General features: G+C 47.5%; 32 protein-coding genes and 2 pseudogenes. 22 read left to right on the top strand and 12 right to left on the bottom strand.

Features of this window, described 5'->3' with window-relative positions; translation table 11 throughout:
- Window positions 1-127: 127 nt before the first annotated feature.
- Entirely contained in the window at window positions 128-1,252 is a 1,125-nt protein-coding gene (locus AACU55_RS08705; protein ID WP_134705433.1) for a tyrosine-type recombinase/integrase, read from the top strand.
- Between the two features lie 146 nt (window positions 1,253-1,398).
- Complete coding sequence (gene ovoA / locus AACU55_RS08700) at window positions 1,399-3,540, top strand: 5-histidylcysteine sulfoxide synthase (RefSeq protein ID WP_134705432.1); 2,142 nt, start codon at window positions 1,399-1,401, stop codon at window positions 3,538-3,540.
- A gap of 299 nt (window positions 3,541-3,839) precedes the next feature.
- On the opposite strand, the gene AACU55_RS08695 is transcribed toward ovoA, so the two are convergent.
- Entirely contained in the window at window positions 3,840-4,007 is a 168-nt protein-coding gene (locus AACU55_RS08695; protein WP_072012252.1) for a YhfL family protein, read from the bottom strand.
- Window positions 4,008-4,344: 337 nt separating this feature from the next.
- Here AACU55_RS08695 and AACU55_RS08690 point away from each other — a divergent pair, with 337 nt between their 5' ends.
- Both AACU55_RS08690 and AACU55_RS08685 read left to right on the top strand, forming a co-directional pair.
- The gene (locus tag AACU55_RS08690) at window positions 4,345-5,943 is read left to right on the top strand and encodes a tannase/feruloyl esterase family alpha/beta hydrolase (protein WP_037033051.1); all 1,599 of its coding nucleotides are present in this window, start codon (window positions 4,345-4,347) and stop codon (window positions 5,941-5,943) included.
- Between the two features lie 420 nt (window positions 5,944-6,363).
- Window positions 6,364-7,230 (top strand): helix-turn-helix domain-containing protein, encoded by an 867-nt coding sequence (locus AACU55_RS08685; RefSeq protein ID WP_037033050.1) that lies wholly within the window; start codon window positions 6,364-6,366, stop codon window positions 7,228-7,230.
- Between the two features lie 53 nt (window positions 7,231-7,283).
- Here the strand turns inward: AACU55_RS08685 and AACU55_RS08680 are convergent, their stop codons facing one another.
- Window positions 7,284-8,063 (bottom strand): (S)-acetoin forming diacetyl reductase, encoded by a 780-nt coding sequence (locus tag AACU55_RS08680; protein ID WP_013577817.1) that lies wholly within the window; start codon window positions 8,061-8,063, stop codon window positions 7,284-7,286.
- A 229-nt stretch (window positions 8,064-8,292) separates the two neighbouring features.
- Between AACU55_RS08680 and AACU55_RS08675 the strand changes: the two genes are divergently transcribed.
- From AACU55_RS08675 to AACU55_RS08665, 3 genes and pseudogenes are all read left to right on the top strand, one after another.
- Complete coding sequence (locus AACU55_RS08675; protein ID WP_119262438.1) at window positions 8,293-8,706, top strand: hypothetical protein; 414 nt, start codon at window positions 8,293-8,295, stop codon at window positions 8,704-8,706.
- Between the two features lie 158 nt (window positions 8,707-8,864).
- The gene (locus AACU55_RS08670; protein ID WP_037033048.1) at window positions 8,865-9,053 is read left to right on the top strand and encodes a hypothetical protein; all 189 of its coding nucleotides are present in this window, start codon (window positions 8,865-8,867) and stop codon (window positions 9,051-9,053) included.
- Between the two features lie 610 nt (window positions 9,054-9,663).
- Window positions 9,664-10,329 (top strand): annotated as a pseudogene (locus AACU55_RS08665) (porin); the annotation flags it as partial.
- A gap of 80 nt (window positions 10,330-10,409) precedes the next feature.
- Here the strand turns inward: AACU55_RS08665 and AACU55_RS08660 are convergent.
- The 6 genes from AACU55_RS08660 to AACU55_RS08635 all read right to left on the bottom strand — a co-directional run bounded on the left by AACU55_RS08660 (window position 10,410) and on the right by AACU55_RS08635 (window position 14,113).
- Entirely contained in the window at window positions 10,410-11,534 is a 1,125-nt protein-coding gene (locus AACU55_RS08660) for a site-specific integrase (protein WP_121019974.1), read from the bottom strand.
- A complete protein-coding gene (locus tag AACU55_RS08655) occupies window positions 11,518-11,760 on the bottom strand; it encodes an excisionase (RefSeq protein WP_013577813.1) in 243 nt (80 codons plus the stop codon). Before AACU55_RS08655 ends, AACU55_RS08660 begins: the two co-directional genes overlap by 17 nt.
- 199 nt (window positions 11,761-11,959) lie before the next feature.
- Window positions 11,960-12,256 (bottom strand): DUF4406 domain-containing protein, encoded by a 297-nt coding sequence (locus tag AACU55_RS08650; protein ID WP_013577812.1) that lies wholly within the window; start codon window positions 12,254-12,256, stop codon window positions 11,960-11,962.
- A 1-nt stretch (window position 12,257) separates the two neighbouring features.
- Window positions 12,258-12,749: a hypothetical protein gene (locus tag AACU55_RS08645; RefSeq protein ID WP_013577811.1), complete on the bottom strand. Its 492-nt coding sequence runs from the start codon at window positions 12,747-12,749 to the stop codon at window positions 12,258-12,260.
- A gap of 130 nt (window positions 12,750-12,879) precedes the next feature.
- Window positions 12,880-13,707: a YfdQ family protein gene (locus tag AACU55_RS08640; protein WP_112198716.1), complete on the bottom strand. Its 828-nt coding sequence runs from the start codon at window positions 13,705-13,707 to the stop codon at window positions 12,880-12,882.
- A gap of 34 nt (window positions 13,708-13,741) precedes the next feature.
- Complete coding sequence (locus tag AACU55_RS08635) at window positions 13,742-14,113, bottom strand: hypothetical protein (RefSeq protein ID WP_112198717.1); 372 nt, start codon at window positions 14,111-14,113, stop codon at window positions 13,742-13,744.
- 466 nt (window positions 14,114-14,579) lie between these two features.
- On the opposite strand from AACU55_RS08635, the gene AACU55_RS08630 reads away from it, so the two are divergent.
- Entirely contained in the window at window positions 14,580-14,816 is a 237-nt protein-coding gene (locus AACU55_RS08630) for a hypothetical protein (protein WP_132964301.1), read from the top strand.
- On the opposite strand, the gene AACU55_RS08625 is transcribed toward AACU55_RS08630, so the two are convergent.
- Together AACU55_RS08625 and AACU55_RS08620 are read right to left on the bottom strand one after the other, a co-directional pair.
- Window positions 14,794-14,952 carry a hypothetical protein gene (locus AACU55_RS08625; RefSeq protein ID WP_167686131.1) on the bottom strand — a complete coding sequence of 53 codons (159 nt, stop codon included), beginning with the start codon at window positions 14,950-14,952 and terminating at the stop codon, window positions 14,794-14,796. The two genes, AACU55_RS08630 and AACU55_RS08625, sit on opposite strands and share 23 nt — an antisense overlap.
- A 231-nt stretch (window positions 14,953-15,183) precedes the next feature.
- On the bottom strand, window positions 15,184-15,828 hold the full coding sequence (locus AACU55_RS08620) for a LexA family protein (RefSeq protein WP_112198718.1): 645 nt from the start codon (window positions 15,826-15,828) through the stop codon (window positions 15,184-15,186).
- Between the two features lie 97 nt (window positions 15,829-15,925).
- On the opposite strand from AACU55_RS08620, the gene AACU55_RS08615 reads away from it, so the two are divergent.
- From AACU55_RS08615 to AACU55_RS08580, 8 genes and pseudogenes are all read left to right on the top strand, one after another.
- Window positions 15,926-16,141, top strand: a complete 216-nt coding sequence (locus AACU55_RS08615; RefSeq protein WP_112198719.1) for a Cro/CI family transcriptional regulator — start codon at window positions 15,926-15,928, stop codon at window positions 16,139-16,141.
- A 19-nt stretch (window positions 16,142-16,160) separates the two neighbouring features.
- Window positions 16,161-16,286: pseudogene (locus tag AACU55_RS08610) on the top strand (YmfL family putative regulatory protein); the annotation flags it as partial.
- 25 nt (window positions 16,287-16,311) lie between these two features.
- Window positions 16,312-16,410: a hypothetical protein gene (locus AACU55_RS08605; RefSeq protein ID WP_240785622.1), complete on the top strand. Its 99-nt coding sequence runs from the start codon at window positions 16,312-16,314 to the stop codon at window positions 16,408-16,410.
- 71 nt (window positions 16,411-16,481) lie between these two features.
- Window positions 16,482-17,177, top strand: coding sequence for a DUF968 domain-containing protein (locus tag AACU55_RS08600; RefSeq protein ID WP_240785621.1), 696 nt, complete (start codon window positions 16,482-16,484; stop codon window positions 17,175-17,177).
- Window positions 17,178-17,190: 13 nt separating this feature from the next.
- Window positions 17,191-18,012 (top strand): antitermination protein, encoded by an 822-nt coding sequence (locus AACU55_RS08595; RefSeq protein WP_134705430.1) that lies wholly within the window; start codon window positions 17,191-17,193, stop codon window positions 18,010-18,012.
- A 157-nt stretch (window positions 18,013-18,169) separates the two neighbouring features.
- Window positions 18,170-18,394: a DUF1902 domain-containing protein gene (locus AACU55_RS08590; protein WP_134705429.1), complete on the top strand. Its 225-nt coding sequence runs from the start codon at window positions 18,170-18,172 to the stop codon at window positions 18,392-18,394.
- 3 nt (window positions 18,395-18,397) lie between these two features.
- Window positions 18,398-18,595: a type II toxin-antitoxin system HicA family toxin gene (locus AACU55_RS08585; protein WP_134705428.1), complete on the top strand. Its 198-nt coding sequence runs from the start codon at window positions 18,398-18,400 to the stop codon at window positions 18,593-18,595.
- Window positions 18,596-18,722: 127 nt separating this feature from the next.
- Window positions 18,723-18,884, top strand: a complete 162-nt coding sequence (locus tag AACU55_RS08580) for a transmembrane anchored protein (RefSeq protein ID WP_071882958.1) — start codon at window positions 18,723-18,725, stop codon at window positions 18,882-18,884.
- 278 nt (window positions 18,885-19,162) lie between these two features.
- On the opposite strand, the gene AACU55_RS08575 is transcribed toward AACU55_RS08580, so the two are convergent.
- Both AACU55_RS08575 and AACU55_RS25745 read right to left on the bottom strand, forming a co-directional pair.
- The gene (locus AACU55_RS08575) at window positions 19,163-19,504 is read right to left on the bottom strand and encodes a hypothetical protein (RefSeq protein ID WP_134705427.1); all 342 of its coding nucleotides are present in this window, start codon (window positions 19,502-19,504) and stop codon (window positions 19,163-19,165) included.
- 124 nt (window positions 19,505-19,628) lie between these two features.
- Window positions 19,629-19,841 carry an ECs_2282 family putative zinc-binding protein gene (locus AACU55_RS25745; RefSeq protein ID WP_134705426.1) on the bottom strand — a complete coding sequence of 71 codons (213 nt, stop codon included), beginning with the start codon at window positions 19,839-19,841 and terminating at the stop codon, window positions 19,629-19,631.
- A 205-nt stretch (window positions 19,842-20,046) separates the two neighbouring features.
- Between AACU55_RS25745 and AACU55_RS08570 the strand changes: the two genes are divergently transcribed.
- The 6 genes from AACU55_RS08570 (at window position 20,047) to AACU55_RS08545 (ending at window position 23,320) form a co-directional block, all read left to right on the top strand.
- A complete protein-coding gene (locus AACU55_RS08570; RefSeq protein ID WP_134705425.1) occupies window positions 20,047-20,298 on the top strand; it encodes a hypothetical protein in 252 nt (83 codons plus the stop codon).
- A 901-nt stretch (window positions 20,299-21,199) separates the two neighbouring features.
- The gene (locus tag AACU55_RS08565) at window positions 21,200-21,469 is read left to right on the top strand and encodes an HP1 family phage holin (protein ID WP_013575116.1); all 270 of its coding nucleotides are present in this window, start codon (window positions 21,200-21,202) and stop codon (window positions 21,467-21,469) included.
- Window positions 21,438-22,001, top strand: a complete 564-nt coding sequence (locus AACU55_RS08560) for a lysozyme (protein ID WP_371687416.1) — start codon at window positions 21,438-21,440, stop codon at window positions 21,999-22,001. Before AACU55_RS08565 ends, AACU55_RS08560 begins: the two co-directional genes overlap by 32 nt.
- A complete protein-coding gene (locus AACU55_RS08555; RefSeq protein WP_134705423.1) occupies window positions 21,994-22,500 on the top strand; it encodes a lysis system i-spanin subunit Rz in 507 nt (168 codons plus the stop codon). Before AACU55_RS08560 ends, AACU55_RS08555 begins: the two co-directional genes overlap by 8 nt.
- A 10-nt stretch (window positions 22,501-22,510) precedes the next feature.
- Complete coding sequence (locus tag AACU55_RS08550; protein WP_167686130.1) at window positions 22,511-22,684, top strand: hypothetical protein; 174 nt, start codon at window positions 22,511-22,513, stop codon at window positions 22,682-22,684.
- A 249-nt stretch (window positions 22,685-22,933) separates the two neighbouring features.
- On the top strand, window positions 22,934-23,320 hold the full coding sequence (locus AACU55_RS08545) for a hypothetical protein (protein WP_134705422.1): 387 nt from the start codon (window positions 22,934-22,936) through the stop codon (window positions 23,318-23,320).
- Window positions 23,321-23,516 lie beyond the last annotated feature (196 nt).

Here is a 23,516-nt window from a genome sequence, read left to right as displayed (position 1 = left end):
CTCTATTTTCCGTTATTAATGATCTGTGTGACTCCAGACTTAATAGGTCTGGAGTCATAAACCTTTTGCCTAAGATCCTCAGGCTTGTTATAACTCCGGCCTGTGATTTTTGAGGTGAATTGGGCAGATGAGTAAGATCGGATCCGTAACAATAGTCGAAGGAGATTTTGCTGCCGGAAATGTTGGTCAGCATGTTTTGGCTTATCTGCAGAATGTGAAAATGACACCGCTTGCCAAACTGGATGATTTTGATGAGGAGGGCAATGCGACGGTCGGGCAGGTGATCAATATCTGGATCCGGCTTTCACTGATCCTGACACGACGCCGGCCAGAAATTGCTGTTTCATCCCTGATGAAACATGTGTTGCCAGTGATCGGCGAAGTGCCTCTGAATAAAATCACCCGTTTACGACTGAACCGTTTGTTTAATGTACTGCTGGCGGACGGGAAAGTTTCAGAAGCAAAACGGGTATTCGCGCTTTGTAAGCAATTTTTTGGCTGGGCAGAAACCCAGGGATATCTGGCACATTCGCCACTAAGTACCATGAAGCGCCGCGACGTCGGCGGCCGGAATACCCCGCCACGCGAACGAACGTTAACCGATGCTGAAATCTGGGTTTTCTGGCATAGCCTTGATTTATGCGATATTTCTGAACAATGTCGCTGGGCATTGCGGTTGTGCCTGCTGACTGCACGACGACCAGATGAAGTGGTGCGCGCCAGAAAAGATGAGTTCCATTTGCAGATCGGCATCTGGCGACAGGGTACGCGCAATAAATCGGCTCGTGATCACAGCCTGCCGCTGACGCCATTAATGATCACCTGCATCAATGCTCTTCTATCAGCCAGTCCGAAACACAGTCCCTGGCTGGTGCCTTCACCGCTCGATGCACAAAGACCGTTATCACGCGGTGCGGTGACACAGGTTATACGGCGCCTGCTACGTGCGGAACGGGGGCCGGGGATTGATGCTTTTACCACCCGCGATTTACGCCGTACGGCGCGTTCCAAGTTATCCTCCCTGAATGTGCCGAACGATGTTGCGCGTAAAATTATGAATCATTCGCTTGAGGGGATCGACCGTGTTTATGACACTCACGATTATCTGCCGCAGATGAAACAGGCGCTGGAAGCATTTTCTGACAATATTCAGGGCATCATTGATGCACCAGATTACTACGATTTACGTCATCATTTTGAGGGCGAATCTCTGCATGTTCGTGAAAGTTCGCTGTTGTTTATGGAGAGATAGCGAGCATAGGCCCGATTTTAAGGTTATGTTAATGTCTCACGATTGAGAATATAAAGCCGGTAAAAACCAGACCGGGAATAAGCCAAAGATGTGACCTGCTACAATTGTGTATTGATTTGGCAACGCAAGAAGACAGAGGACTAATAATGCTTTCAACACAAAACAAGGCTATCGGGTTGCCAGAACCGACGCAGACCATTTTGCTAAGCACCGGAACAGCGGAAGAAAAACGTCAGGAAATTCGCGATTATTTCATTCAAACCTGGGAGCTGTACGAGAGCCTGTTTGATTGTCTCGCTGATGAAAGAGCCTATTTCAATAAGGCAATTTCGCTTCGCCACCCGCTGATTTTTTATTTCGGTCATACCGCCACTTTTTATATTAATAAGCTGATGGCTGCAGGGCTGATTCCTCAACGTGTTGATTCACACATCGAAGCGATGCTGGCGATCGGTGTGGATGAAATGAGCTGGGATGATCTCGACGATCAGAACTATAACTGGCCATCTGTTGTTAACTTGCGTCAATACCGCGACAAAGTACGTGAAGAAGTGCTCGGTATTATTGACACCATGGCGCTGAGTTTACCCATCGGATGGGACAGCCCTGCCTGGGTGATTCTGATGGGCATTGAACATGAGCGCATTCATCTGGAAACATCCAGTGTATTGATCCGTCAGTTGCCGGTGGAATGGGTTAAGCCACAATCTCACTGGCCGGTGTGTGGAATCGCCTGTCATGACCGCAACAGCGTACCTGATAACACTATGCTGGCGGTGAAAGGTGACATTGTCACGTTGGGTAAGCAGGATGATACCTACGGCTGGGATAACGAATACGGCACATCTCAACAGAAAATTCAGGCATTTAGTGCCAGTAAGATGCTGGTCAGTAACGCTGAATTTTATACTTTTATACAGGCGGACGGCTATCACGATGCCCAGTGGTGGGATGAGGAAGGGCTTGGCTGGCGGGATTTTGCGCGGGCTGAAATGCCCACTTTCTGGGTGGGTTCGCCCCGCGAACCTGAACGGCTGAAACTTCGCCTGATGACTGAAGAAGTACCGATGCCATGGGACTGGCCTGCTGAAGTTAATCAACTGGAAGCGGCAGCATTCTGTCGCTGGAAAGCGGCGCAGACCGGTGAATCAGTACAGTTGCCGACCGAAGCTGAATGGATGATTCTGCGTAATCAGGTGCAGGGTGATCAGCCAGACTGGGAAACAGCACCGGGAAATATCAACCTCGCATGGTGGGCATCATCCTGTCCGGTTGATCATTTCGAACAAGGTGATTTTTATGATGTTGTGGGGAATGTCTGGCAATGGGCGTCTACGCCGATCAGTGGATTTGACGGCTTTCGTGTTCATCCTTTATATGATGATTTTTCGACGCCAACATTCGATGGTAAACATTCCATGATCAAAGGCGGAAGCTGGATTTCAACGGGCAATGAAGCGCTAAAATCTTCGCGTTATGCTTTCCGTCGCCACTTTTTCCAGCATGCCGGTTTCCGCTATGTGATTTCCAGCCATCAGGAAGTGGTGAAAGTGAATCCTTATGAAACTGACGGGCTGGTGGCGCAGTATCTTGATTTCCAGTACGGTCCGCGTCATTTCGACGTAACGAATTATGCGGTTCAACTGGTTGATATTGCAGTTGAAAATACAGTTAATCGTGGCAGGGCACTGGATATCGGGTGTGCTACGGGGCGTGCCAGTTTTGAACTTGCGCGTCATTTCGACTCCGTGGTTGGAATGGATTATTCCGCGCGATTTATTGATGTCGCTCTGGCTCTGGCACGCGGTGAAGCCTGTCGGTATGTAATCCCGGAGGAGGGCGAACTGGTGGATTATTGCCAGGCTTCGCTCGCTGATGTCAATATCTCAGCAGAGCAGACAGTGCGGGTGAATTTTGTGCAGGGTGATGCCTGTAACCTGAAGCCGCAGGCGGAATTATATGATCTGGTCCTGGCTGCTAATTTGCTGGATCGACTGCGTGAACCTGCACGTTTTCTGACAGATATTACGCCAATGATTCGTTCTGGCGGCTTACTCATGCTTTCTTCACCTTACACCTGGCTCGAAGAGTTTACACCGAAAGAGCACTGGCTGGGCGGGTTCCGGGAAAATGGTGAAGCTGTTACGACGCATCAGGCGTTGAAACGTTTGCTGGCGAATGAATTTGAAGAGGTTAGGAAACCGACAGATGTTCCGTTTGTGATCCGTGAAACGGCGAGGAAATTCCAGCATACCGTAGCGGAAGTTACACTGTGGCGTAAGCGGTAAATTCTCTATTTCTGAAAGAGGCTAATGGTCGCTTATGCGGCCATTTTTTTATCCGTGCGGATGGAGGCTGGTCAATAAATCTAAGACACGTTCGTCCTGAAGAAATACAGAAGACACTTTTGGTTAAGTTTTTGGTGTTTTTGATTTATCTGGCATATGTATGTTGTAACTAAAGTTGGGTTCGTATGATCTTATGGCTCGGTAATGAAAAAAGGGGGGGAACGGTAAAAATTATGAATTCAGGCGTTGCAGAATAGCAAATGCCGGACACAAAGGTCCGGCATGACAAAACCCGCTACTTATTTCTCTGCCGGACCACAACCCCCGATCATTTTAGAAATTGAAATCGCAGGGTGCAGCAAATAAGTATAGTCACAATTTTTCTCTTTATTAAAAACGCTACCGGTACAGCCTGAAAGTGTCGTAACTACCGAAGCGAGGAGAGCTAACTTAAATAAGTTTTTCATATAAATTCCTTTTTAAAATAGATGATTATGTATATAGGCCGTCATTTTAAATTCAGGCAAACGCGAATATACGCTTAACATCAATAACAGGCAAATAAATACCCATCACTGCGCATTTTTAATATTGGCCTGCCTTGCTTTATTTTAAGATATTCATTATTAATATGTTTATAAACTTAATGATGTCGGTAATTTTCCGAGAGATTAATATTCATCAGATATATAATTAATGCATAATGTGACCATTTTTTTAAACACTCAATAGTCAAAAGTCTTCTTTCACAGGTCATTTAATGACAAACTGCCGCTACTTAGCCGCCGGAATGAACGTTGTCTGATGAAAGCTCCCTTCTGCCTCTGCTCGCTTGTGCTGTTCACCGCTACTGTTTTAGCTGCCCCTGAAAAAGGCCTCACCGAAGCACAGTGCGTCGCCTTAAAAAATGTGCATATCAATGCAGACGCAATCGGGCTTCCGACAAGGGGGGCGCGGGTCACCACAGTGGCAATGGCGGGCCATCCGGGTAATCAACATTGCAAGATTGAAGGGCAGATCAGGCCGGTCGATCTCAATGCGCCCGATATTAATTTTCAGCTTTACCTGCCGCTTGAGTGGAATGGTAAAGCCCTGCAACTGGGTGGCAGTGGTTTTGACGGCGCGATTAAAGACGCTGATACAGCACGTCTGGCGCCGGCAGCAACACCTGGCGCAATAAAGCAAGGTTATGCCACGTTTGGCAGTGATTCAGGCCATCAGGGCGGAGTATCCGATGCTTCCTTTACCCTTAACGGGGAAGCCTGGGATAACTTTGCCGGTGCGCAAATCAAGAAAACACACGATGTGGCCGTTGCCTTGATCCAACAGGCTTATGGTCGAAAACCTGCTCACATGTATTTTCAGGGTAATTCGCAAGGTGGCCACGAAGCGCTTGCGGCGATCCAGCGCTTCCCGCTTGACTATGACGGCGCGATTGCCATTCATCCGGTGTATAACGTCGTTGAACTGCACATGGCCGGGATCAGCATCGGGAAGGCAATCTACAACACGCCGGGCGCGTGGATTTCGCCGGCCAAAGCCGCACTGATTGCCAATGCCGTTACTGGTGCCTGTGACAAACTGGATGGTCTGGCTGATGGTGTAGTCGCCAATCCGGATGCCTGCAGTTCGACATTTAAACTGGCTCATCTGCGCTGCCCGGATGGGAAAGATATGGGCGCCAACTGCCTTTCAGATACGCAAATCGCGCTGGTCCAGATGCTTAATAAACCAGTGCCTCTGGGTGTCAACCTGCTAACTGGCGATCACTTTGCCCCATGGCCAATTTTACGTGGTGCAGACGCTTCTGCGTTGGTCAGTGTTTTTGGTTCAGGTGCAAACAAGCCAAAACCAGAAGCCAGTAATATCATTATTTCATTCCCTTACATGATGGGCGATCAAGCTGTCCGCTACGAAGTGATGCGAGATGCAAATTACGACTCTCTTCAGTTTAATCCCGCAGCCCATGAGACGAGGCTGAAAGAACTGGCGGCACAAATCGATAATGATAGTGCTGATATTCACACTTTTGTGCAGCATGGAGGCAAACTTTTACTGATGCATGGCACGGCGGATATGGCTGTTCCGCCAGGAAACACCGTAGCGTATTACGAGAAGCTGAAAGCTGAATTTGGTGAGCAAGAACTTCATCAGTTTGCCCGTTTCTACCTGGCACCGGGTTTCACGCACAGCAGCGGGACATATCGGGTGAGTTGGGATTCATTAGGAGTCCTGGATAAATGGGTTGTTCATGGGATAGATCCGGGTCAGCAAGTGATGATTGATACAAACAAAGCAACTGCCGGGCGCGAAATGCCGTTGTGTGATTATCCGTTATTCCCACGATACAACGGACAGGGTGACACAAAAATGGCCTCCAGTTTTACCTGTTCCGCCAGATAATATTTCTCATATTCACTTTTCTGCCTGCCTCGGCGGGTATGCTTTTACAGGAGATTGCAAGTCATTTACCTATATAAATTCACAGGTGAATGAGCGTTCTCAAATAACTTGAACATCCGTTCAAGTCTTGGCATTATCCTCAGCTATCTACTTTTCTTCGGTTACTCCTGTGGCTTATCTGTGTAAAGCAGCATGGATGCCATGTCACGCCTGGAAACGCTCGGGCTGAGCGCAGACTGTGCAGAATACAATCTTAACCGCGCCATCGAAAATGAGCTTTACGCCTGCCGAACGGTATGTGAGGAAACCTCTGATGTCTAAAAAACGTTAGCCAGAGCGCGGATGCCATTGTAGTGCATATGATTTCAAAATCTGTCGCGTCCTAATCACGCGACTTTATTGCAGCACAGGGAGTTCATTTTGCAAAGCGAACAAAAACCTGATTTTCATGATGATTTGATCAAAGAGTTACTCTACTGGATCGAAGTCAACTTAAGTGATCGTCTGACCATGGAAAAAGCCTCAAAAAAAACCGGCTATTCACCATGGTATCTTCAGCGTTTGTTTAAAAGTAAAACGGGTTACGCACTAGGTAAATACATTCGTGACCGCCGTCTCACGATGGCCGCTATCGCGTTGCGTCTGACCAATATGCCTATCCTCGATATTTCGTTGTACTACTCGTACGATTCGCAGCAAACGTTCACCCGATCGTTCAAGAAGAATTTCGCCGAAACTCCCGGTACGTATCGCCGCAATGCATCATGGACCATGAACGGTATCACCGCGCCGCTTACCGTCGATGAGTTTCCGCAGCCGGAATATGAAATCGTCGAGTTACCGGTGATGGCGTTTGAAGGGGAGACGATCTCGCATTCTTACCCCATTGAAGCCTTATTCAACAGTAAGAATCACGTTCACCGCGCGGAGTTGCTGCGTTATCTGGAAACACCGGAATCTCTGCGAGCACCGGTCTGGGGATTGTCGGACTGCCGGCCTGATACGAATGATGAAGTGGCGAATGCGTTGCAGATGGATTACACCGTGGCGCATCAGGTACACACCAGCGATAGCCACAACATCCTGGTTCCGGCCAGCCGTTATCTGAAGATCAACTATCCGTACGATCTTAGCCGGTTGAACGATTTTATTCTTTATCTGTATTCTGTGTTTTTGCCTACGCTGGGTCTTGAATTTATTATGCAACCGGACCTTGAGAAGTACTCGCGTGAATCTGCGCTCAAAGGCGTGACCTGCGAATACTATATTCCGCTGGCCACACAGTGATCAGGTAGAAAAAAGCCCCTCATTATGAGAGGCCTGACGGGCGGGAAAGGGGATCAGTTGAACACCATACCGCCGTCGATCAGCAAAGCCTGACCCGTCATGTAATCAGAATCCGGCCCGGCCAGATAAGAAACGCAAGCCGCGACATCTTCCGGCTCAGAAAGGCGTTTCAGCGTAATATTCTTGGCGAATTCTTGTGTACCATAGCCCGCCGGTTTTCCGGCTGCCGCTGACACCTGACGGTCTATTTCTTCCCACATCGGCGTTTTCACAATCCCAGGACAGTAGGCATTGACAGTAATACCCAGCGAGGCCAGGTCACGCGCTGCAGTTTGTGTCAGCCCGCGCACCGCAAATTTACTCGAACTGTAGATCGCCAGTTCAGGGTTACCCACATGCCCGGCCTGTGATGACGCATTAATAATTTTGCCGCCATGCCCTTGTGACTTGAACGCTTTGACCGCCGCCTGAATGCCCCAAATGACACCTTTCACGTTGATATTATAAACTTTATCGACGATTTCCGGGGTGATGTCTTCAATCAGTGTCGTCGGCGCAATCCCGGCATTATTAACGATGACGTCAAAACCACCGAGTTGCCTGGTGGCCGCTTCTACGGCAGCAAAAACTTGCTCCCGGTCTGAAACGTCCGCCAACTGAGCAATGGCTTTACCACCGGCATGATTAATTTCTTCGGCAACTTTTTTCGCTGTTTCCCCATTAAAATCCACCACGGCCACAGCAAAACCATCCTTCGCCAGACGCAGTGCAATCGCGCGGCCGATCCCCTGACCACCACCTGTCACTAAAGCCACTTTTCCATTTTTAGACATACGACTATCCTCTATGTATTCGGTATCTTCTTCAGGTGCTGCGCGCAAGACACGGTCTACCCGACCCGGTGCCGTTGCGTGAGCTATCCACTGGTTTACGCCTGCCGCTCCCAATGTGCAATTGTTAAGCACGGTCATTAACTTTTTCTGATTTGGTCAAACGCAAATGGCTGTTCCTGCCAGCAAGTCGTTTAGAATGGCATACGTGTAAGAGAGTAAGGATGCAGAAATGACCGGCAATAATATTGTTCTTTTCCGTGAACGCCTGACTGCACTGGTGCGTTCATTACAGATTGCGCCTGACGTTGCCGAAAATCAGGTACTGGACCGGATGGCGCTCTGCTTTCGCAAGTTGCTGAATTTTTTCGCTGAAAACAATGAACTGACGCAGCAGGTGTTTTTGCTGCCACCTCTGGCGCAAGAAACACAGCGTTTGCTGATCAACCTGATGGCAGAAAACCTCGTGCAAAATCAGCAAAGCAAACTTTTCCGCAAAGAAATTTCTGCCGTCATGCTCGCGCAATGTTTTACCGGCATGCTGGTACAATTCGCGCAAGATCCCGCTGATCCGGCATTACGTCATCAGCAAAGTCTGGCCTGTGCAAAACTGTTCTGCGAAGGCGTTTGGCTGCGGGAGTTATAGTTCAAAACTTCATAAAGAAAGCAAAAATGGTTGGTTCAGTTTGCCGTTCATAAAAGGTTTACTACGTTCATTCCCGCGGCAGGCATCGTTTGCCACGATTTTGAAACCAGCGTTAAAGAAAGCTTTGATTTTGAAGCTGCGATTAACCGGAGGCCTGTATGTCAATCACTGTACACACTGCTGAACGCCGTTCGCTATGGCAACGTATCACGCACCGCAAGGTCAGTCATCCACCAGCGGAGAGGGCGCAGGATACATCCCGTCTGCTGGAAAGCTTTCTCGCCACAGGCTGTCTTTACGGTATTGATGTGGGGAACAGTGATCCGGCCTGGTTTCGCCGCTCCTGATCGTTATATCCGTTTATTGCGGTTCAGTTACTGGAACGAGCTGTGCCATGAGAGAAACCTTCTCCTGAAATTATGTGCTGTACCCTGAATAGCCGGTGTTTCCGCTGCGGATAACGCAACCGTGATATCTGTTATGCAGGTTGTTGTGGAAAGTCTCTCTGACCTCGTCGTAGAAATTTTAGTTCTCTCTCATTTGTTGAGCCCATAACTTTCGCCGGTTATGGGTTTTTTTATGCAAAAAAAAGCCCCGCAGTCAGGCGGGGCGACATACTAACGCCGTTAACAGGGGTAAAACGGCGACTAAAAAAGAATATAAGTAAAACCAAGGAAGGGTAAATAGGATTGCAGTGATGATTCCACAACCCGGAAATAAAGTACCACAGAAAAATACATAATTATAAATACATATTTTATATGAAATTAACTATAACATTCATTCGAAATATTGATAATACCGACAGAAATAATTAGTAATAAATAATAAAATTAAAACCGATAATTTATCTACAGAACCACGGAACTCTGTAGGTAATATTAATACGAGTCTGACTCATTGAAAATACATATATAATAAATTCAAATATCCAATTAAATGATAAAGGAATACATCATGAAATTAAAAGCATTGGCACTTATTATCCCGGCATTACTGGTTGCAGGCGCAGCTCATTCCGCAGAAATATATATTAAAGACGGCAATAAACTGGACCTGTATGGCAAAGTTGATGCACGTCACCAATTTTCAGATGATGCAGGTCAGGACGGCGACGTAACGTATGTTCGTGTAGGCTTTAAAGGTGAAACCCAAATTACCGATCAACTGACCGGTTACGGCCAGTGGGAATACAACGTCCAGGCTAATAATTCTGAAAGTACAGGTACATCAGGCAACGCCACCCGTCTGGGCTTTGCGGGTCTGAAATTCGCTGACTTCGGTTCATTCGATTACGGCCGTAACTACGGCGTTGTGTATGACATTGAAGCCTGGACCGATATGCTGCCAGTGTTCGGCGGCGATACCTACACCTCTTCTGATAACTTTATGGTTGGTCGTACTAATGGCGTTGCGACTTACCGTAATACAGACTTCTTTGGTGAAGTAAAAGGCTGGAACTTTGCGCTGCAATATCAGGGTGCGAATGATGGCGATAACAACAGCGAAGACATTAACTATACACCAGCAGGTGAAGGCACGAATAATGGCCGCGACGTTCGTCATCAGAATGGTGATGGCTATGCTCTTTCTACCACTTATGACTTCGGTATGGGTATCAACTGCTAACTGACTATTATTTAAGAGTAAATGTTCATCCCTGCAAAACTCCTGCAAAATTCTTCTGCAAAACGGCACCTTAATTAAACAACAACTTCCTTCCAGTCTTTCCCCCGGTCGTCGTTATACTTCTCCGTCATTTGACTATTTTTATGTCCAAGTAAAACTTGCGTGTTTATTCCTTGCTCTCTGAACAAGCGTTCCGACAATGACCTCTGTTCATGGAATGTTGGAGGATTCTCTCCCTCCCACAGCAGACCACTTTTATCTCGGGCTTCAGCAAATCCTTTTGAGAGTGTGCTTTTAGTTATCTGCCCACCACGGGTACAGTTTCTTCGTGAACGGTGATGATGCAAGATCCACTGACTCAAAACGGAATCTCGGCATTCTGTTATCACATCCTGAAGAGACAGCCCCAACACCTCACATTTCAAAGAAAGCGGTATAGCTATTTTAGCCCCGGTTTTTTGCTGAACTATATGAAGTTTATCATCCCAGATATCAGTAAATTTCAACTTTGATATATCTCCTATCCGTTGGCCTGTAATTAAGGCCAATAGCATTGCCCTGGGAATATGCACTGGTAACGTTAATGCAGCCGAATAAATGGCTTTCCATTCATCAAATGAAAGTCTCTGTCGTGAAACTTTTGCCCGAGGTTGTTTTGTTGCCTTCGCAGGGTTATAACCAGCCGGAACTTCACCAGCATGCTGAGCTTCTTTAAATACATCACTTAGATTCGAACGCACCATCTGCGCCATCCTTCCCTGACCTTTTTCAATGTAAACATCGAGGATCCCAGCAATATCTCTGGCACCTACTTCCGACAATGGTTTTATCCCGCAATGAGAAATTAATGCTCGTAAAGAAGGTTCCCGCAGTTTCGCAGTATCGGGCTTTATTTCGCCAGCCTTAACCCTTTCTAGCTGAATCGCTCTATATTTATCAACCCATGCATTGGTAGTGATACCTTTATTCACTTCACGGCTAATTTCATTTCTTACTCTCAGAAGATTTGCCATTTTCCTCTGATTGAGTTGCATATTCGCATCTATTGCGATTGCTTTTGCCTCCTCTTCGTTGTCCCCCAAACCGTGGAACTTACCTGTGGCTGGATGCTTGTAACGCCAGTAAACCTTATTGGTTCTGGCGTCCAAGTAGCACGACAGCCCGGGAATATTCACGTTATATTTACGTGGACGTGCCATCTTCGAGAATCCTCATTAAACGTGGATCTATATCCTTGTTGATCACAGGCTTCTCAGCTATCCCAATGAAACGCGCTGATGCTTCAACACGCCAGCACCGCCCAGCTTTAAAGGGCAGGGGGTATATCATTCCATTTTTCGCATACCTCATCAGCGTTGGTCTGCTAGGTATTGGCGCGGAAAACTCTTCGAGAGCCCATTCATCAAGCGTTAATGTTCTCGTCATATATCACTCCACACGTTTAATTATAGCCAGCTGCACACCGGTTTACTGACTGACCCGAAATCGACCGTAATATTTTCCAGCTCGCCACCATAGCATTTTCATACCTGGCGGCACTGCTGGCGCAAACTCAACCGGAACAAACCACAGATTCAGCATTCTTTTCACGCAAAACCGCCTGACGAAATGTGAACGGGTTGTCTCAGCCATGGCTTCTTTCCCTCTGTTCGATTACTTCCAAACCCAACTTTAAGGCCAGCGCATGTTCAGCTCTGGCGCCTGCGCTGAACTGCCAACCGGTAAGCAGGTAAATCGCTTCGGCGCGTTGCAGCATCGTCAGGCCGATAGCCATGTAATCAGCTTTTGTTAGGCCATCAGGCATGATTGCCGGATTCAGTGGCACATGCTTTTCAAATGACAGGTTTATAGCTGCCCGTTTGAAAGCAGGGCGGTTGAAATGTGGCAGGCCTGTCATTGGCCCGGCGATATAAACTTTCATTTCAGCCCACCCTCGTAGCCGTGCGCAGTACCTGATAAATCTGGTGTGCGATAGTGCGTTCATTACCCACAGGGCAGGCTTTGAAATATTCATAAGCGGCGGTGATCGCCACCTGGTGCTTTTCCAAAAAGTCGGTTTTAAGGCGTGCAATTTCGGCTTGTTCTTCAGTATTGCGGCGGAACCAAACGCTATAAGGGCCGTCCTCGGTATCGTGAATTGAGGCAAGGAACCAGCCTTCACCGATTGGCGGAGTAGGGTTCCACGCAGAAACATCAGCTTCGCCTACTTCATAGGCGGCCTGAATATCGTCAGCTGCTGGATCGGCATCAAGTGACAGGGTATAAACCTCGACACCCTGAGCTTTTGCCCACGCTTCAAATTCGCCTGGCGCTGGGTATTCGTTACCGTTGGCCGGTTCGAAGAAATCAGGGTGAGTCCAATATCCCAAGTTATCGGCATTGCGTTCTGGTGTGACCGGTTGAATAAGTTTCATGGCTGCATTCCTAAATAAGTGATTTCCAGATTTCGGCGTGAGCGAATCCCTTGCCAGCATTGGCAATTAAATTTCAGTAATAACGATTCACTAAATGCCCCAGTGGACCAGGGCATTTAAGGCCGCGCTATCAGGCTTTGAACTCTCCGATGAATGTTTCTACTTCAACGTCGGTGAAATTGGTTTCGAGCAGCTCGCGGAACTCGGTCGCCATCAGTTCTTCAGCCGTTTCCAACTGCACGATGCGCAGAACCAGCACCGGAGCATTGCCGCCGGTCAGTACGCTGTAGCGCAGGCGGAATCGGCGTTCTCCCAGCCCTTCATATGGCACGCACTTAAATTCGAATGCCGCAGGCATGACTTCTTTGCTTTTTGCCTCAACGCTTTCCATCACTGAGCGCTTGGCGCCGAAATCACTATCTTCATGATCCGCAGAACTGGATGCTTCGATGGTAATTTTACGGACGCCGCCGATCGCTTTCTTGATGTCCAGCACTTCTCCGTCAGCGGTGAAAGCCATCAGGAATTCAGACCAGTCTTCGAGCCACTCGGCCAGATCCTTCTGTGAGTTTTTATCGCCATTGATGTTCAGCAAAGCCTGGAATGGCGCAGTGCGTTTCAGTTTCAAAACTGCGATGTTATCTGCGTGACCTGGTGCAGTCAGAGTGCCAAGGTTAAACACAGTCACCGCTGCCATGTTGTCAGCATTAATGAAGCTGCGGACGCCTTCGCCTGCGTAATCTTTGCAGTAGCGGGAGAAATCCTGAATGCTGGCGGTTTCCATTTTCCCGCGGAAGCGGAACCGGCCATCTTGCAGGTTTTCAAGCGAATGAATACGGACAGATTCAGGCAAAGCAACAGCAGGGCAGTCTGCTGAAGACAGGCGTTCTTCCAGCAGATTAGAAAGGGACATATCCCGGACTTCTTTGATTGCTGATGCGTCTAAAACTTGAGACATAACAATCTCCTTTTATCGGATGGTTAAACGATGCTTATCGCGCGTCACGGAGTTTGCCGTCAGGATCTCCGGCGATGGTGAACAACTGGCCCTGATCTTCCTGCATGATGGTCAGCTTGCCGCCTTTGCCCACGTACATAGGGGTTTCGGTAGTGTCTTCTTCCGACGTTTTTCCGCGAGGCGTAGGTGCTGAGAACTTCAATTTGTGAGCCAGCATCACGCGTTTTTCTTCCATCGAATTACTGATTCGGGAAACATCAATCTCGATGGACACTTTGCCTTTACCACCGTTATTCAGAACACCCAGAGCGGCAGTATTCAGCGCGGCGGCGATTTTGTTTTCGAAAATACCGGCGTCCAATTCGGAGAGAAACTCCGGGACGTTGGTCATACGACTTTCAGCCATTTTCATGCCCTCATTATCGCGGCGCACACCGCGGGAAATTACTCACACACATAGACAAGGGCAGCCGGTAATGCACAGGGCGTGCTGGGTGGGGCCAGCGAACCCTTGTCTATGCCTGCGAAAAAATTGGCGGTGGTAATGATCAGAACATTATCTTCGCTCCCCCTGATGTTGGATGGTTGAAGAGTCATGCCACCGCCGAATACAGCTACACACAGCAATTATCGAGGTTCAACGTCGATCTGATTGGGCGGCGGGAGTCGAACCCGCAATCGGGTAGGGAACCCGACCATCACCAGAATGCTTTGCACAACGGGAAGAACACTGGGACTGTGGTCATACTGGGTTTATGGTAAGTGAGTTCATCAACCCCCCAGTGTTCTTGCCGTTGTGTGCCTGGTCACTTCTCCACCTCAGGCGGCGGTGTTATCTTGGTAGTTCTCACACAGCCAAGAAGGAAATGAAGGTGGAAAACGCTTCGACTAATTTAGTCACTTTAGCCCGTAGGATTGAAGCTCTTGAGAACGCATTCACGGTAGCGCTTCATTCCGTTTCAACTGCCTTACCCACAGTAAAGAGCGACGTCATTGAAAATCTAAATCGTCATGCTCAAGCTTATAAAGGTAAGGATCCTGCCGTTGCCTCTGCAACCAAGTTGCTTATTAACCGAATTGAAGCTTTCAATCCGAAAATAAGAGATTAATTTTGGTAATCTCGCCGCCTTCCAAAAAGGCGGCTACTTGGTGTCCATGCTTTTGCAAGATTTCAGAAACAGTTTCTTCAATTAACTCTTCATTCGAAGATCCCAAACCAATAATTTTCGGTTCTTGCTTATCCATCCTGATACCTCATTAAGCTGCGGCGTTCTTGCCGTCGTGCTGCTGATACCTGAGAGAATCATTCGATGCTTCTTTGCCACCTGCAACTACTGCGTGGGCATCCACGTTGATCACTGCTGATGGTGTAAATCTAAAATAATTTAGTTTTTAATGCAACAGTTAAAACTAAAAATATTTAGATTTTTAACTGAAAGGTGTTTTGAATGAAGTAGGGCTAGTAGGAAGGGGGGATCAACGCCGTCTGAATTTTCGGTGCTCTACCATTACGCCAATTATTGATATGGGTTCTTGGTCAGAATGTTTTGTTGGGAAATCTTGATTTAGAGGCACAAGGGAAAAAATCTCATTACCCCCAGCATCTCTGCCACGTGCTCTGTATTTTTTGAATGTTGCTTCATGTTCACCATTCTTCGCTACAACGTAATCACCAGGCAGCGGACCTATGTCCGGATCAACGATAATTAGATCACCTTCAGTAAACTCTGGCTCCATTGACTTTCCTTTGATTTTTAAGGCAAAAGAACGGGGTGATAGTCCTATGTCAGTTAGGATGTAGTCAATATTACCTTCAAGGTTGCTTGCGTCCGACGCGGATGTCCAGATACCAGCCTGAACGTAACTGATAATGGGGATCTGGCGTGTCCCAAATGATGCGGGAATGATGTTAGAAATTTCTTCTTTACCGTAAAGGATGAAAGCCTCAGAAACACCGAAAAAAGCCGCCAAATTACTCAAAGACTTCCCACCCGGTTCATTCAGGTCACGTTCCCAGTAGCCAATAGTCACATCACTAACACCTAACGCCTTTGCGACCTGAGCTTGAGTCAGTTTCCTGTCTTTACGAAGGTTTTTTATCCGCTGCCCTTGGGTAAGCATTTTCCATCCTCTTAATGAACCTAAGTTATTTTAGTTTTTATTGATCAAAATAAAATTAAATAATACTATCTAAATTAATTTAGAAACCGGAGGTGTTATGACGACGAGTGACCTTGAAAAATATTTTGGCGAACCCGGTAAAGTCGCTGAGTTTTTTGGGATATCCCCTGAAGCATTTTATTTGTGGAGAAAGCGCCCTGGCCAACTGATCCCAAAAGGCCGAGCTGCCGAGGCTGCATATAGAACCAAAGGTGAACTGAAATACGACCCAACACTTTACAAAAAGGCTATCACCAGTGGCGAACAACCATAACTACCAAAGGGAAAACAACATGGTAGACCTGAAATCAGTAGTTAAAACGATGTGCAAAGCCTATCCCGGCGGTCGGTCTGCTATGGCTGGCGCTCTGGGCATGACTGAAACGCAGTTCAACAACAATTTGTACGAAAAGAACGGCTGGCCTGCCGTCAGTGGATGATGTGATGGATGAATTTAACCGCTATAGCGCAAGGCGCGGTGACTATAACTCACCAGCGGACTACCCTTGGCCAACGGGGGATGGACAGAAGAGGTTGCGCTAACATTGTGGGTTAAGCGTAACCGAGGCTGCCAGTGCACTAATTTTGGCGGTCAATATCATCACCATGAACTGGTGCAGTCTCGCCGTGCGCGTGGCGTTGTGTCTCTGTGTTGGACCCATGACAACGAATATCACGGGAAAGAATCGGTAAAACTCGATGCTGCAGCCCTGTCGAATACTACTGAATTTGTGACCGAGGCTATCCGCGAGCGTTCCCGATTGTCCGTTGGACATCAACTGACCCTGCCGGAACTTTGCTGGTGGGCAACGAGTAAGGGGCTGGCGGCGCAACTGCCGGAGGAAATCATATGCGAAGCGCTTGGCATGAAATACCAGCCTCCAGGCACGCAGTTGAAAGAATCCGACATTAACCCCAGCGAACAAGAGCCTCGGGAAGTGATGGCGAGCAACATCAAACCGGTGCTGGCGCTGGCCGTTGATCCGGAAACTCCAGAATCTTTCATGCTTCGCCCGAAGCGCCGCCGGTACGAAAACACCAAATACACCCAATGGGTAAAGCGCCAGCCATGCTGCGGCTGTGGTAACGGGTCAGATGATCCGCACCACATCACCGGCAATGGCTTTGGCGGTATGGCAACAAAAGCGCATGACTTGTTTGTGATCCCGCTGTGCAGACGATGTCACGACTCACTTCATGCGGATACCCCGGCTTGGGAAGAAGAACACGGCACACAGGAATTTCTGGTGTTGAAGACATTAGACCGCGCGCTGGCGATGGGTGTTATCGCTACCGGCAAGCAAAAATAAGTGTGGAGTCAGCATGAACCTTGAAACGATTTTGAAGCATTTTTCCCCGAAAGGCTTATCCATCAGCGACAGTTCCCGCGCGACGGCCAGCGACGCATTTAACATCACCGATATTATGGCGGCGCTGGGGATGACACAAAGTGACGCGGAATTCGGCCTGCGCCTGTTCCTGGCAAAAGCCGGTATTAGCCAGCAAGATAGAACGATAGCGGTCGGCATGCTGACGCAGTACGCCAAACAGCACGCACCGAAGCATATCGGCAAAGTCGCAGGGAGGCGCATGGCTGAATGCCTACACATTATGGCAAAAATGGCGTTTGAAGATTATGCGCGGTCGGCGGCGGCCACTTATGATTGTCCGTGCTGCTCTGGCACCGGTTTTTTGAGAGAGAAGAGAACCTTCAGAAATCATTTGGCAATCGACCGCCGGGAATATCTTGATGCGCTACCGGGCAATTTAGGCCTGCTTTACCGCAATGAAATGAAGTCCAAAACGGAAGGTGAAGAGATAGTTGATGTCATTTGCCAGCCGTGCAAGGGGAAGGGGACCATCTCAAATCGTTGCCGCTGTAATGGCACCGGCCGCGTGCGTGACCTGGAGAAATCAAACCTTCTCGGCGTTCCGGTCGATAAGACTTGTGATCGGTGCGCGGGCAGGGGATTCAAAAGGACACCAGGCACAACGGCCTACAAAGCGATTGTAGCACTGCTGCCTGACCTGCAGGAAAGAACATGGAATCGAAATTGGCGACCGCTATATGAGTCGCTGGTGACCAAATGTGAGCAGGAAGAGAATCACGCTGATGCTGTATTCCAAAGAATCACCAGCAAATGAGCAGGCTAAGAAGATTCAGTAAACTGACCAAGCGCCGGGATCCCAGCGCCTACATATTATTCTCTGAGAAAACTTTTTTGTTTGCAAATTGTCCAATCTTGCGTAATGTTACCATATTAAGGTATCGCCGATTTAGTCAGCAGTAAGGGGTTTCATCATGAACAAAAGCCAACTATTCACTATCAACGTTACACACGAAGACCACATGTGGACGGGGATCTGCGATGAGCTGGGTTTGGTAACTGAGGCCAAATCGTTTGAGCAGTTAACCTTGCGTGTCCGTGATATCGCACCTGAATTATGTCAACTAAACTGTGATGTTCATCCGGATGAAATGCGTCTGGACTTTGTGCATGAACAAACCTTACCTATGATGCTCTAACATATGGGCAGAGGGTTCTATACGAACATAGCCTTAATCCTCCATCGACACAAATGCAAATTTGTCAGGCAGGGAAAAGGAAGTCATGAAATTTGGTATAGCCCCATTACGAACAAAACCTTTTCCGTGCCGGTCACAGTGGTTTCAAGAAATACAGCCAATGGGATACTGAAACAGGCAGGGTTAGAAGAGAAGATTTAAGCCCGCAATGCGGGCTTTTTTGTGTCTGTGACATCCAGCTTAAGATGATTATTCACTGGTAAAATTTAACTTAAGAGAATACTTTTGATGAGCCACATTTGTGGCCTTAACTACACACAGGTATTACATGAAAAAAATATTCGCAATGCTTCTGGTAACCCTTTCTCTCGGCACTTCCGTTCAGGCTTTTGCTGGCAGCTGTCAGCATGATAACGATACAGCATCAGATGGTTCACGTTGCGGTGGAAGATCAGAGGACTCTCGCCCTGGTGGCAAAGGTGTCCGCTGATAAGCAGCACGAACATAGAAATATGAATAACGTCTTCTTAAACTAAGATTTGTTCTATTTACGCAATTTCAGCCCCAACTCTTGCATTTTGTCCGAACTTGGCGTAACTTATCTCAATCATGGGCGTTTGTGTAGATGAGCGCCTAGAAAAGCTTTGAGAGCCCTGCAGAAATGCGGGGCTTTTTCGTTTCTGCACATCAGGTAAGAGCATCGGCTTGGTAAGCTGGGACATTTCCGGCCAGTCAAGGGGTTAATGCCCTTACCGAAAAGCTTTAACCTTATTTCTGGCTAGTATCAATAATCGCTGAGCCAGAATAAACAGGAGGAGTGCAGCCTTTCAGTTCGCCATACTCAACATTGCATTCAGAGTAACCACTACCTCTCTTGATGACTATTTCACCGTCATAATTTGATGAGCATGAGCCAACCTCTCCGCTATTAATCTCGCATAAAGAAACCTTTCCATCGCTTCTGAGTAGAGGGGCATTTTTCGTTGATGGATATGGCTGGCAATCGGAGAGATTGCCGACGTTGATACTGCACTGCAAGAGTTCCGCAAGTCCTGAAAAGCTGGTGAGCATGCCGGTGAGCATTAAGACGACGAAGATTTTATTTTTCATATACATGTCCTTATTAAGTAGTGCCGTCACTATAAAACACTTCCTAGAAGCTGCCGATTGGCGGCCTTTTTTATACCCCCCCAATTAGATTGTGAGGACACCTAAAGCAATAATTTGGGTGATACTACTTCAACATAGTCGTAATGAGTTTCTTAGGCTGTTTAGAATCACCAGTTTGCAATAGCTCGATAAGTTCGCTTTTGGTGACTTCACGGCCGCATGATGCACAGTTAACGTCAGCGAAGTTAGCTTCCAGATTAAAGTCATTTGGGTAAATGAGAAATTCGCATCGGCAAATGGAGCAGACAAACTTCTCCAGAACAGTCTCAATATGCATTGAATCATCCTCTTTAAAATGATTTGAATTCAATAGAATAAAGCAAGGTTTTCCTTTAGGAGAACTCTTGATATATCTGCAAATGAAAATGTACGCTTGAATCTTGCTTTAGTAAATCTCGTGGGGAAGTAAAAAATAGCCATCACCATCGTTCGTTTGCTGGATGCCTGCTATCTTATGTAAAACATCACATGAGACCATCGGTATGAAGCTACTAGCTAACGAATTTGAATACAGAGAATGGATAGTAAAAGGCTACCTTCATTTGGATGAGGAGTTTCCTTCGGTTTTCGAACCTGACGAGCTTGAAAGAGAAATTCTGCGTCAGGTACCCAAAGAATTCCCTTGCCTTGCACAAATTGTAGAAGGCGAGGGTGGTTACTCCCTGCAGTCGGTTCAATTCATATATCGATCCCAGATAGAAGAGTGGGCAAAGCTGTTCGGGATTGTTAGTTAGATAAATACATTATTCCAATGGGCTGTCTCTGGGCGGCCTTTTTTATGCCCTCAATTCGGTTGTAAGGACACGTACGGCGATAGGGGGTTATCGATTGGCAAACGCGGACACAGCGAGAAGTGGCAAAGAACTCCAACCTAAAGTCAGCGTAGTTTTCTCTTTTTGTGCTGTATGCTATTTTTATGTCGTTGTGGTGAATCTCATCTAAGCGGTGGGGCTAATCAGCCTTTAGTTCACGTCACAAAGCGAATCAAGGTTGGCTGGCCGAAGGTTCACTGGGAGGCACCCAGCACTGCAACAACCAAACAATGCTTTTCAGTCAGTGATGATGGGATAACCCGGAGTGACTGGAAAGCACATTCGCATGAGCGCTGGGATTCACACTCATCGCGTTATCATCGCACTGTGTCAGCGCTCAGCCGAATGTTAAACAAACCCGCCGTATGAGGTTTTTTGCGTTTCTGGGATATGGTTTTGGATCTTCGTTCATGGCTCAGGTTCCACGATAAAAGAAGCAATCAAGCTGGGCCGTTTCGCGCTTGGCGTGTAACTTGATGATTAGTGGTATAGACAGACATTGAGGGAAATATCCCGAATGAAGGATAGCTATAAAATTTCATCATCTTTTGGCTAATACGTGGCAAAAAAAACCTCACCTCTGTTCATAACAGTAGGTGAGGTAGCCAATCTTCGGCCAACACCAGGGAAGTAAAAACAGTACAACGTTAGTGTGTAATTTTTAAATATTTTTTAATTAAAATTAAGGGCTGCCAATTGGTAGCCCTTTCTGCATTTAGTGGTCAGTCAGTCAGCTAACCATTTCACTTTCGCAAAGTGACTGAGCTGCTAATTCCTTATTTATCACGACTGCGCACCCAACCGGCTGGCCGGAGGGGAGACTATGAAAATGGACGAAAAATACAGTAACGCTACCTATGGTGGTGCTGGAATTACGGCCTTCTTTGCAAGCTTATCCCTTCAGGATTGGGGCTTTATCGCTGGCGTGCTGATCGGGGCGCTCTTTACTGCTTTGACGTACTTCCTGAATCGTCGCGAACAGATGAAGCGCACCCGGATTCTTCAAGAAATCGCCGACAAGGTGGATGCAAAAAATCCATCTGCAACCGCCCAGGTTGTTAATGAGCTCGCGCAGAAAACCAGCGAGGTCTGAAGTGGCAAACCTTAAAACGAAACTCAGTGCCGCCATGCTGGCGCTGATTGCTGCTGGAGCAAGCGCACCAGTGCTGATGGAACAGTTCCAAAAAGAGAAAGAAGGCACCAGCCTGATTGCTTATCAGGATCAGGGCGGCGTCTGGACTATCTGCGGCGGCGTGGCTTATGTGAACGGGAAGCCTGTATTTAAAGATATGAAATTGACGCGTACGCAGTGTGATGCCATCGATAGAGCAGAGCAGGCCAAAGCGCTGGCCTGGGTTGATAAAAATATTCATGTACCACTGACGCCGCCGCAGAAGGTCGGGATCGCCTCGTTCTGCCCGTGGAATATCGGTCCCGGTAAATGCTTCTCGTCGACCTTCTATCGCAAAATTAATGCTGGCGACCGACTTGGTGCATGCGCCGAAATTAAGCGCTGGATATGGGATGGCGGGAAAGATTGCCGAATTCGGGCGAACAACTGCGCTGGCCAGGTCATCAGGCGTGATCAGGAAAGCGAGCTGACTTGCTGGGGGCTGGATGAATAACAGTTTGCCGATTGCACTGGCCTTCGTGGCTGGAATTGCTCTCATGTGGTGGGCTGAAGGGCTACGCTGGGATGCTGATGTTTCCAGACTGAACGAAGCCCACACCGCAGAGCTGAAGAAACAAAGCGATCAGGCCGTGATTGACCTGACCAACCAGAAGAAGCGCACCGAAGCGGCCCTGATAGCATTTCAGGCGCTGGATGCGAAGCACACGAAGGAAATGGCAGATGAACTGGCTAAGAATGAGAAGTTGCGTGCTGATATTGCTGCTGGTACTCGCCGGGTGCGAATCGCCGCAGCAAACCTTGCCACCTGCCAACTCGTCGGGAACAGCACTTCCGGCAGCGGCAGCCTGGGCGATGCAGTACAAATCGACCTCACGCCAGCAGGTGGATCAGCTGTTCTCAGTCTCAGAGAGTCAACCAGCAGAGACGACGAAGTGATCCAATACCTTCAGGGCTATGCCGCTGAAGCCCAGAAGCGATGCGGAATTCAATAGGTGTTGATAAATGGAAAAATACGAATGGGAAAAAGAAGTATTAATCAAAAACGCTGTTATCTCGACAAGCGCACTTTCAACAAAAGTAACATTGAGCCCTGACATGAAAGCTGCAATCACTGAAGTTGTTGAGGAAATCATACGCAGAGCTTTGCAACCAGGCGGCATTCTTCACCGCAAATAGTCAAGGCATTACAGCAGGCATTCACTGAGTGTCTGAGATGATGTTGTATAAGGATGAATGCTGATCTTAATCTCCCAATACAAATTGTGAAAAAGAGTTTTTATGCAGAACTAAATGGCATTGATTTCAGTAAGGTATAACCGTTTATAACGAAGTGTTTTGTCGTCATTTACAATGAATAGAAATATCATTTACATAAATGCTACATTCAAATACATTAACTAGACGTTCAACTAGTTGAGGAATGTCATGAAAGCTACATACGGGTTAATATTGATTGTATCTCTCTTAGCAGGTTGCTCATCCGGAGGGATGTCACTTGGCGGAAATACTGACAAACTCAGCCGAGAGTATGTAACTCAACACCTTATCGTAGGAAAGACTACTAAAGCAGATGTCAGACGCGACTTTGGTGAGCCAGAGTCAGGTCGAATTAGTATCAAATCTAATGGAGAGGAAAGTTGGTACTACGCGGTAGATAAAGGTTTCGATTTGATGGGAGCAGCAGCATCCGTGATCCCTATATCAGGAGCGTCCTCAGCAGCAAGTGTCGCTAATAGTCAGAATAAACAAGACACTAATTCTCTCATGATCTGGTTTGATAAAAACGGAGTGGTTCGTAACTGGGACCGATAGACTACTGGTAGCTCTAACAGTTGTTGAGACCAACCGCCTACGGGCGGTTTTTTATTGGAGCTTTTATACAGGCCACTATTGATGGTGTCCCGTATGCGCCTGTGTGCAATTCGAGTTGAATTGTGACCCAGAATGGAATCGGCCACTTACAATATAGTTTCAAATGAAATGATTAGTAATGAAAGGTACTCCCGGC

Source organism: Rahnella sp. CJA17(1/100) (assembly GCF_963881615.1).
In the GTDB taxonomy this organism is placed as follows: Bacteria; Pseudomonadota; Gammaproteobacteria; order Enterobacterales; family Enterobacteriaceae; genus Rahnella; species Rahnella aceris.
Note: the sequence above shows the minus strand (reverse complement) of the source record. Positions and strands in the feature narration are given on the sequence as shown.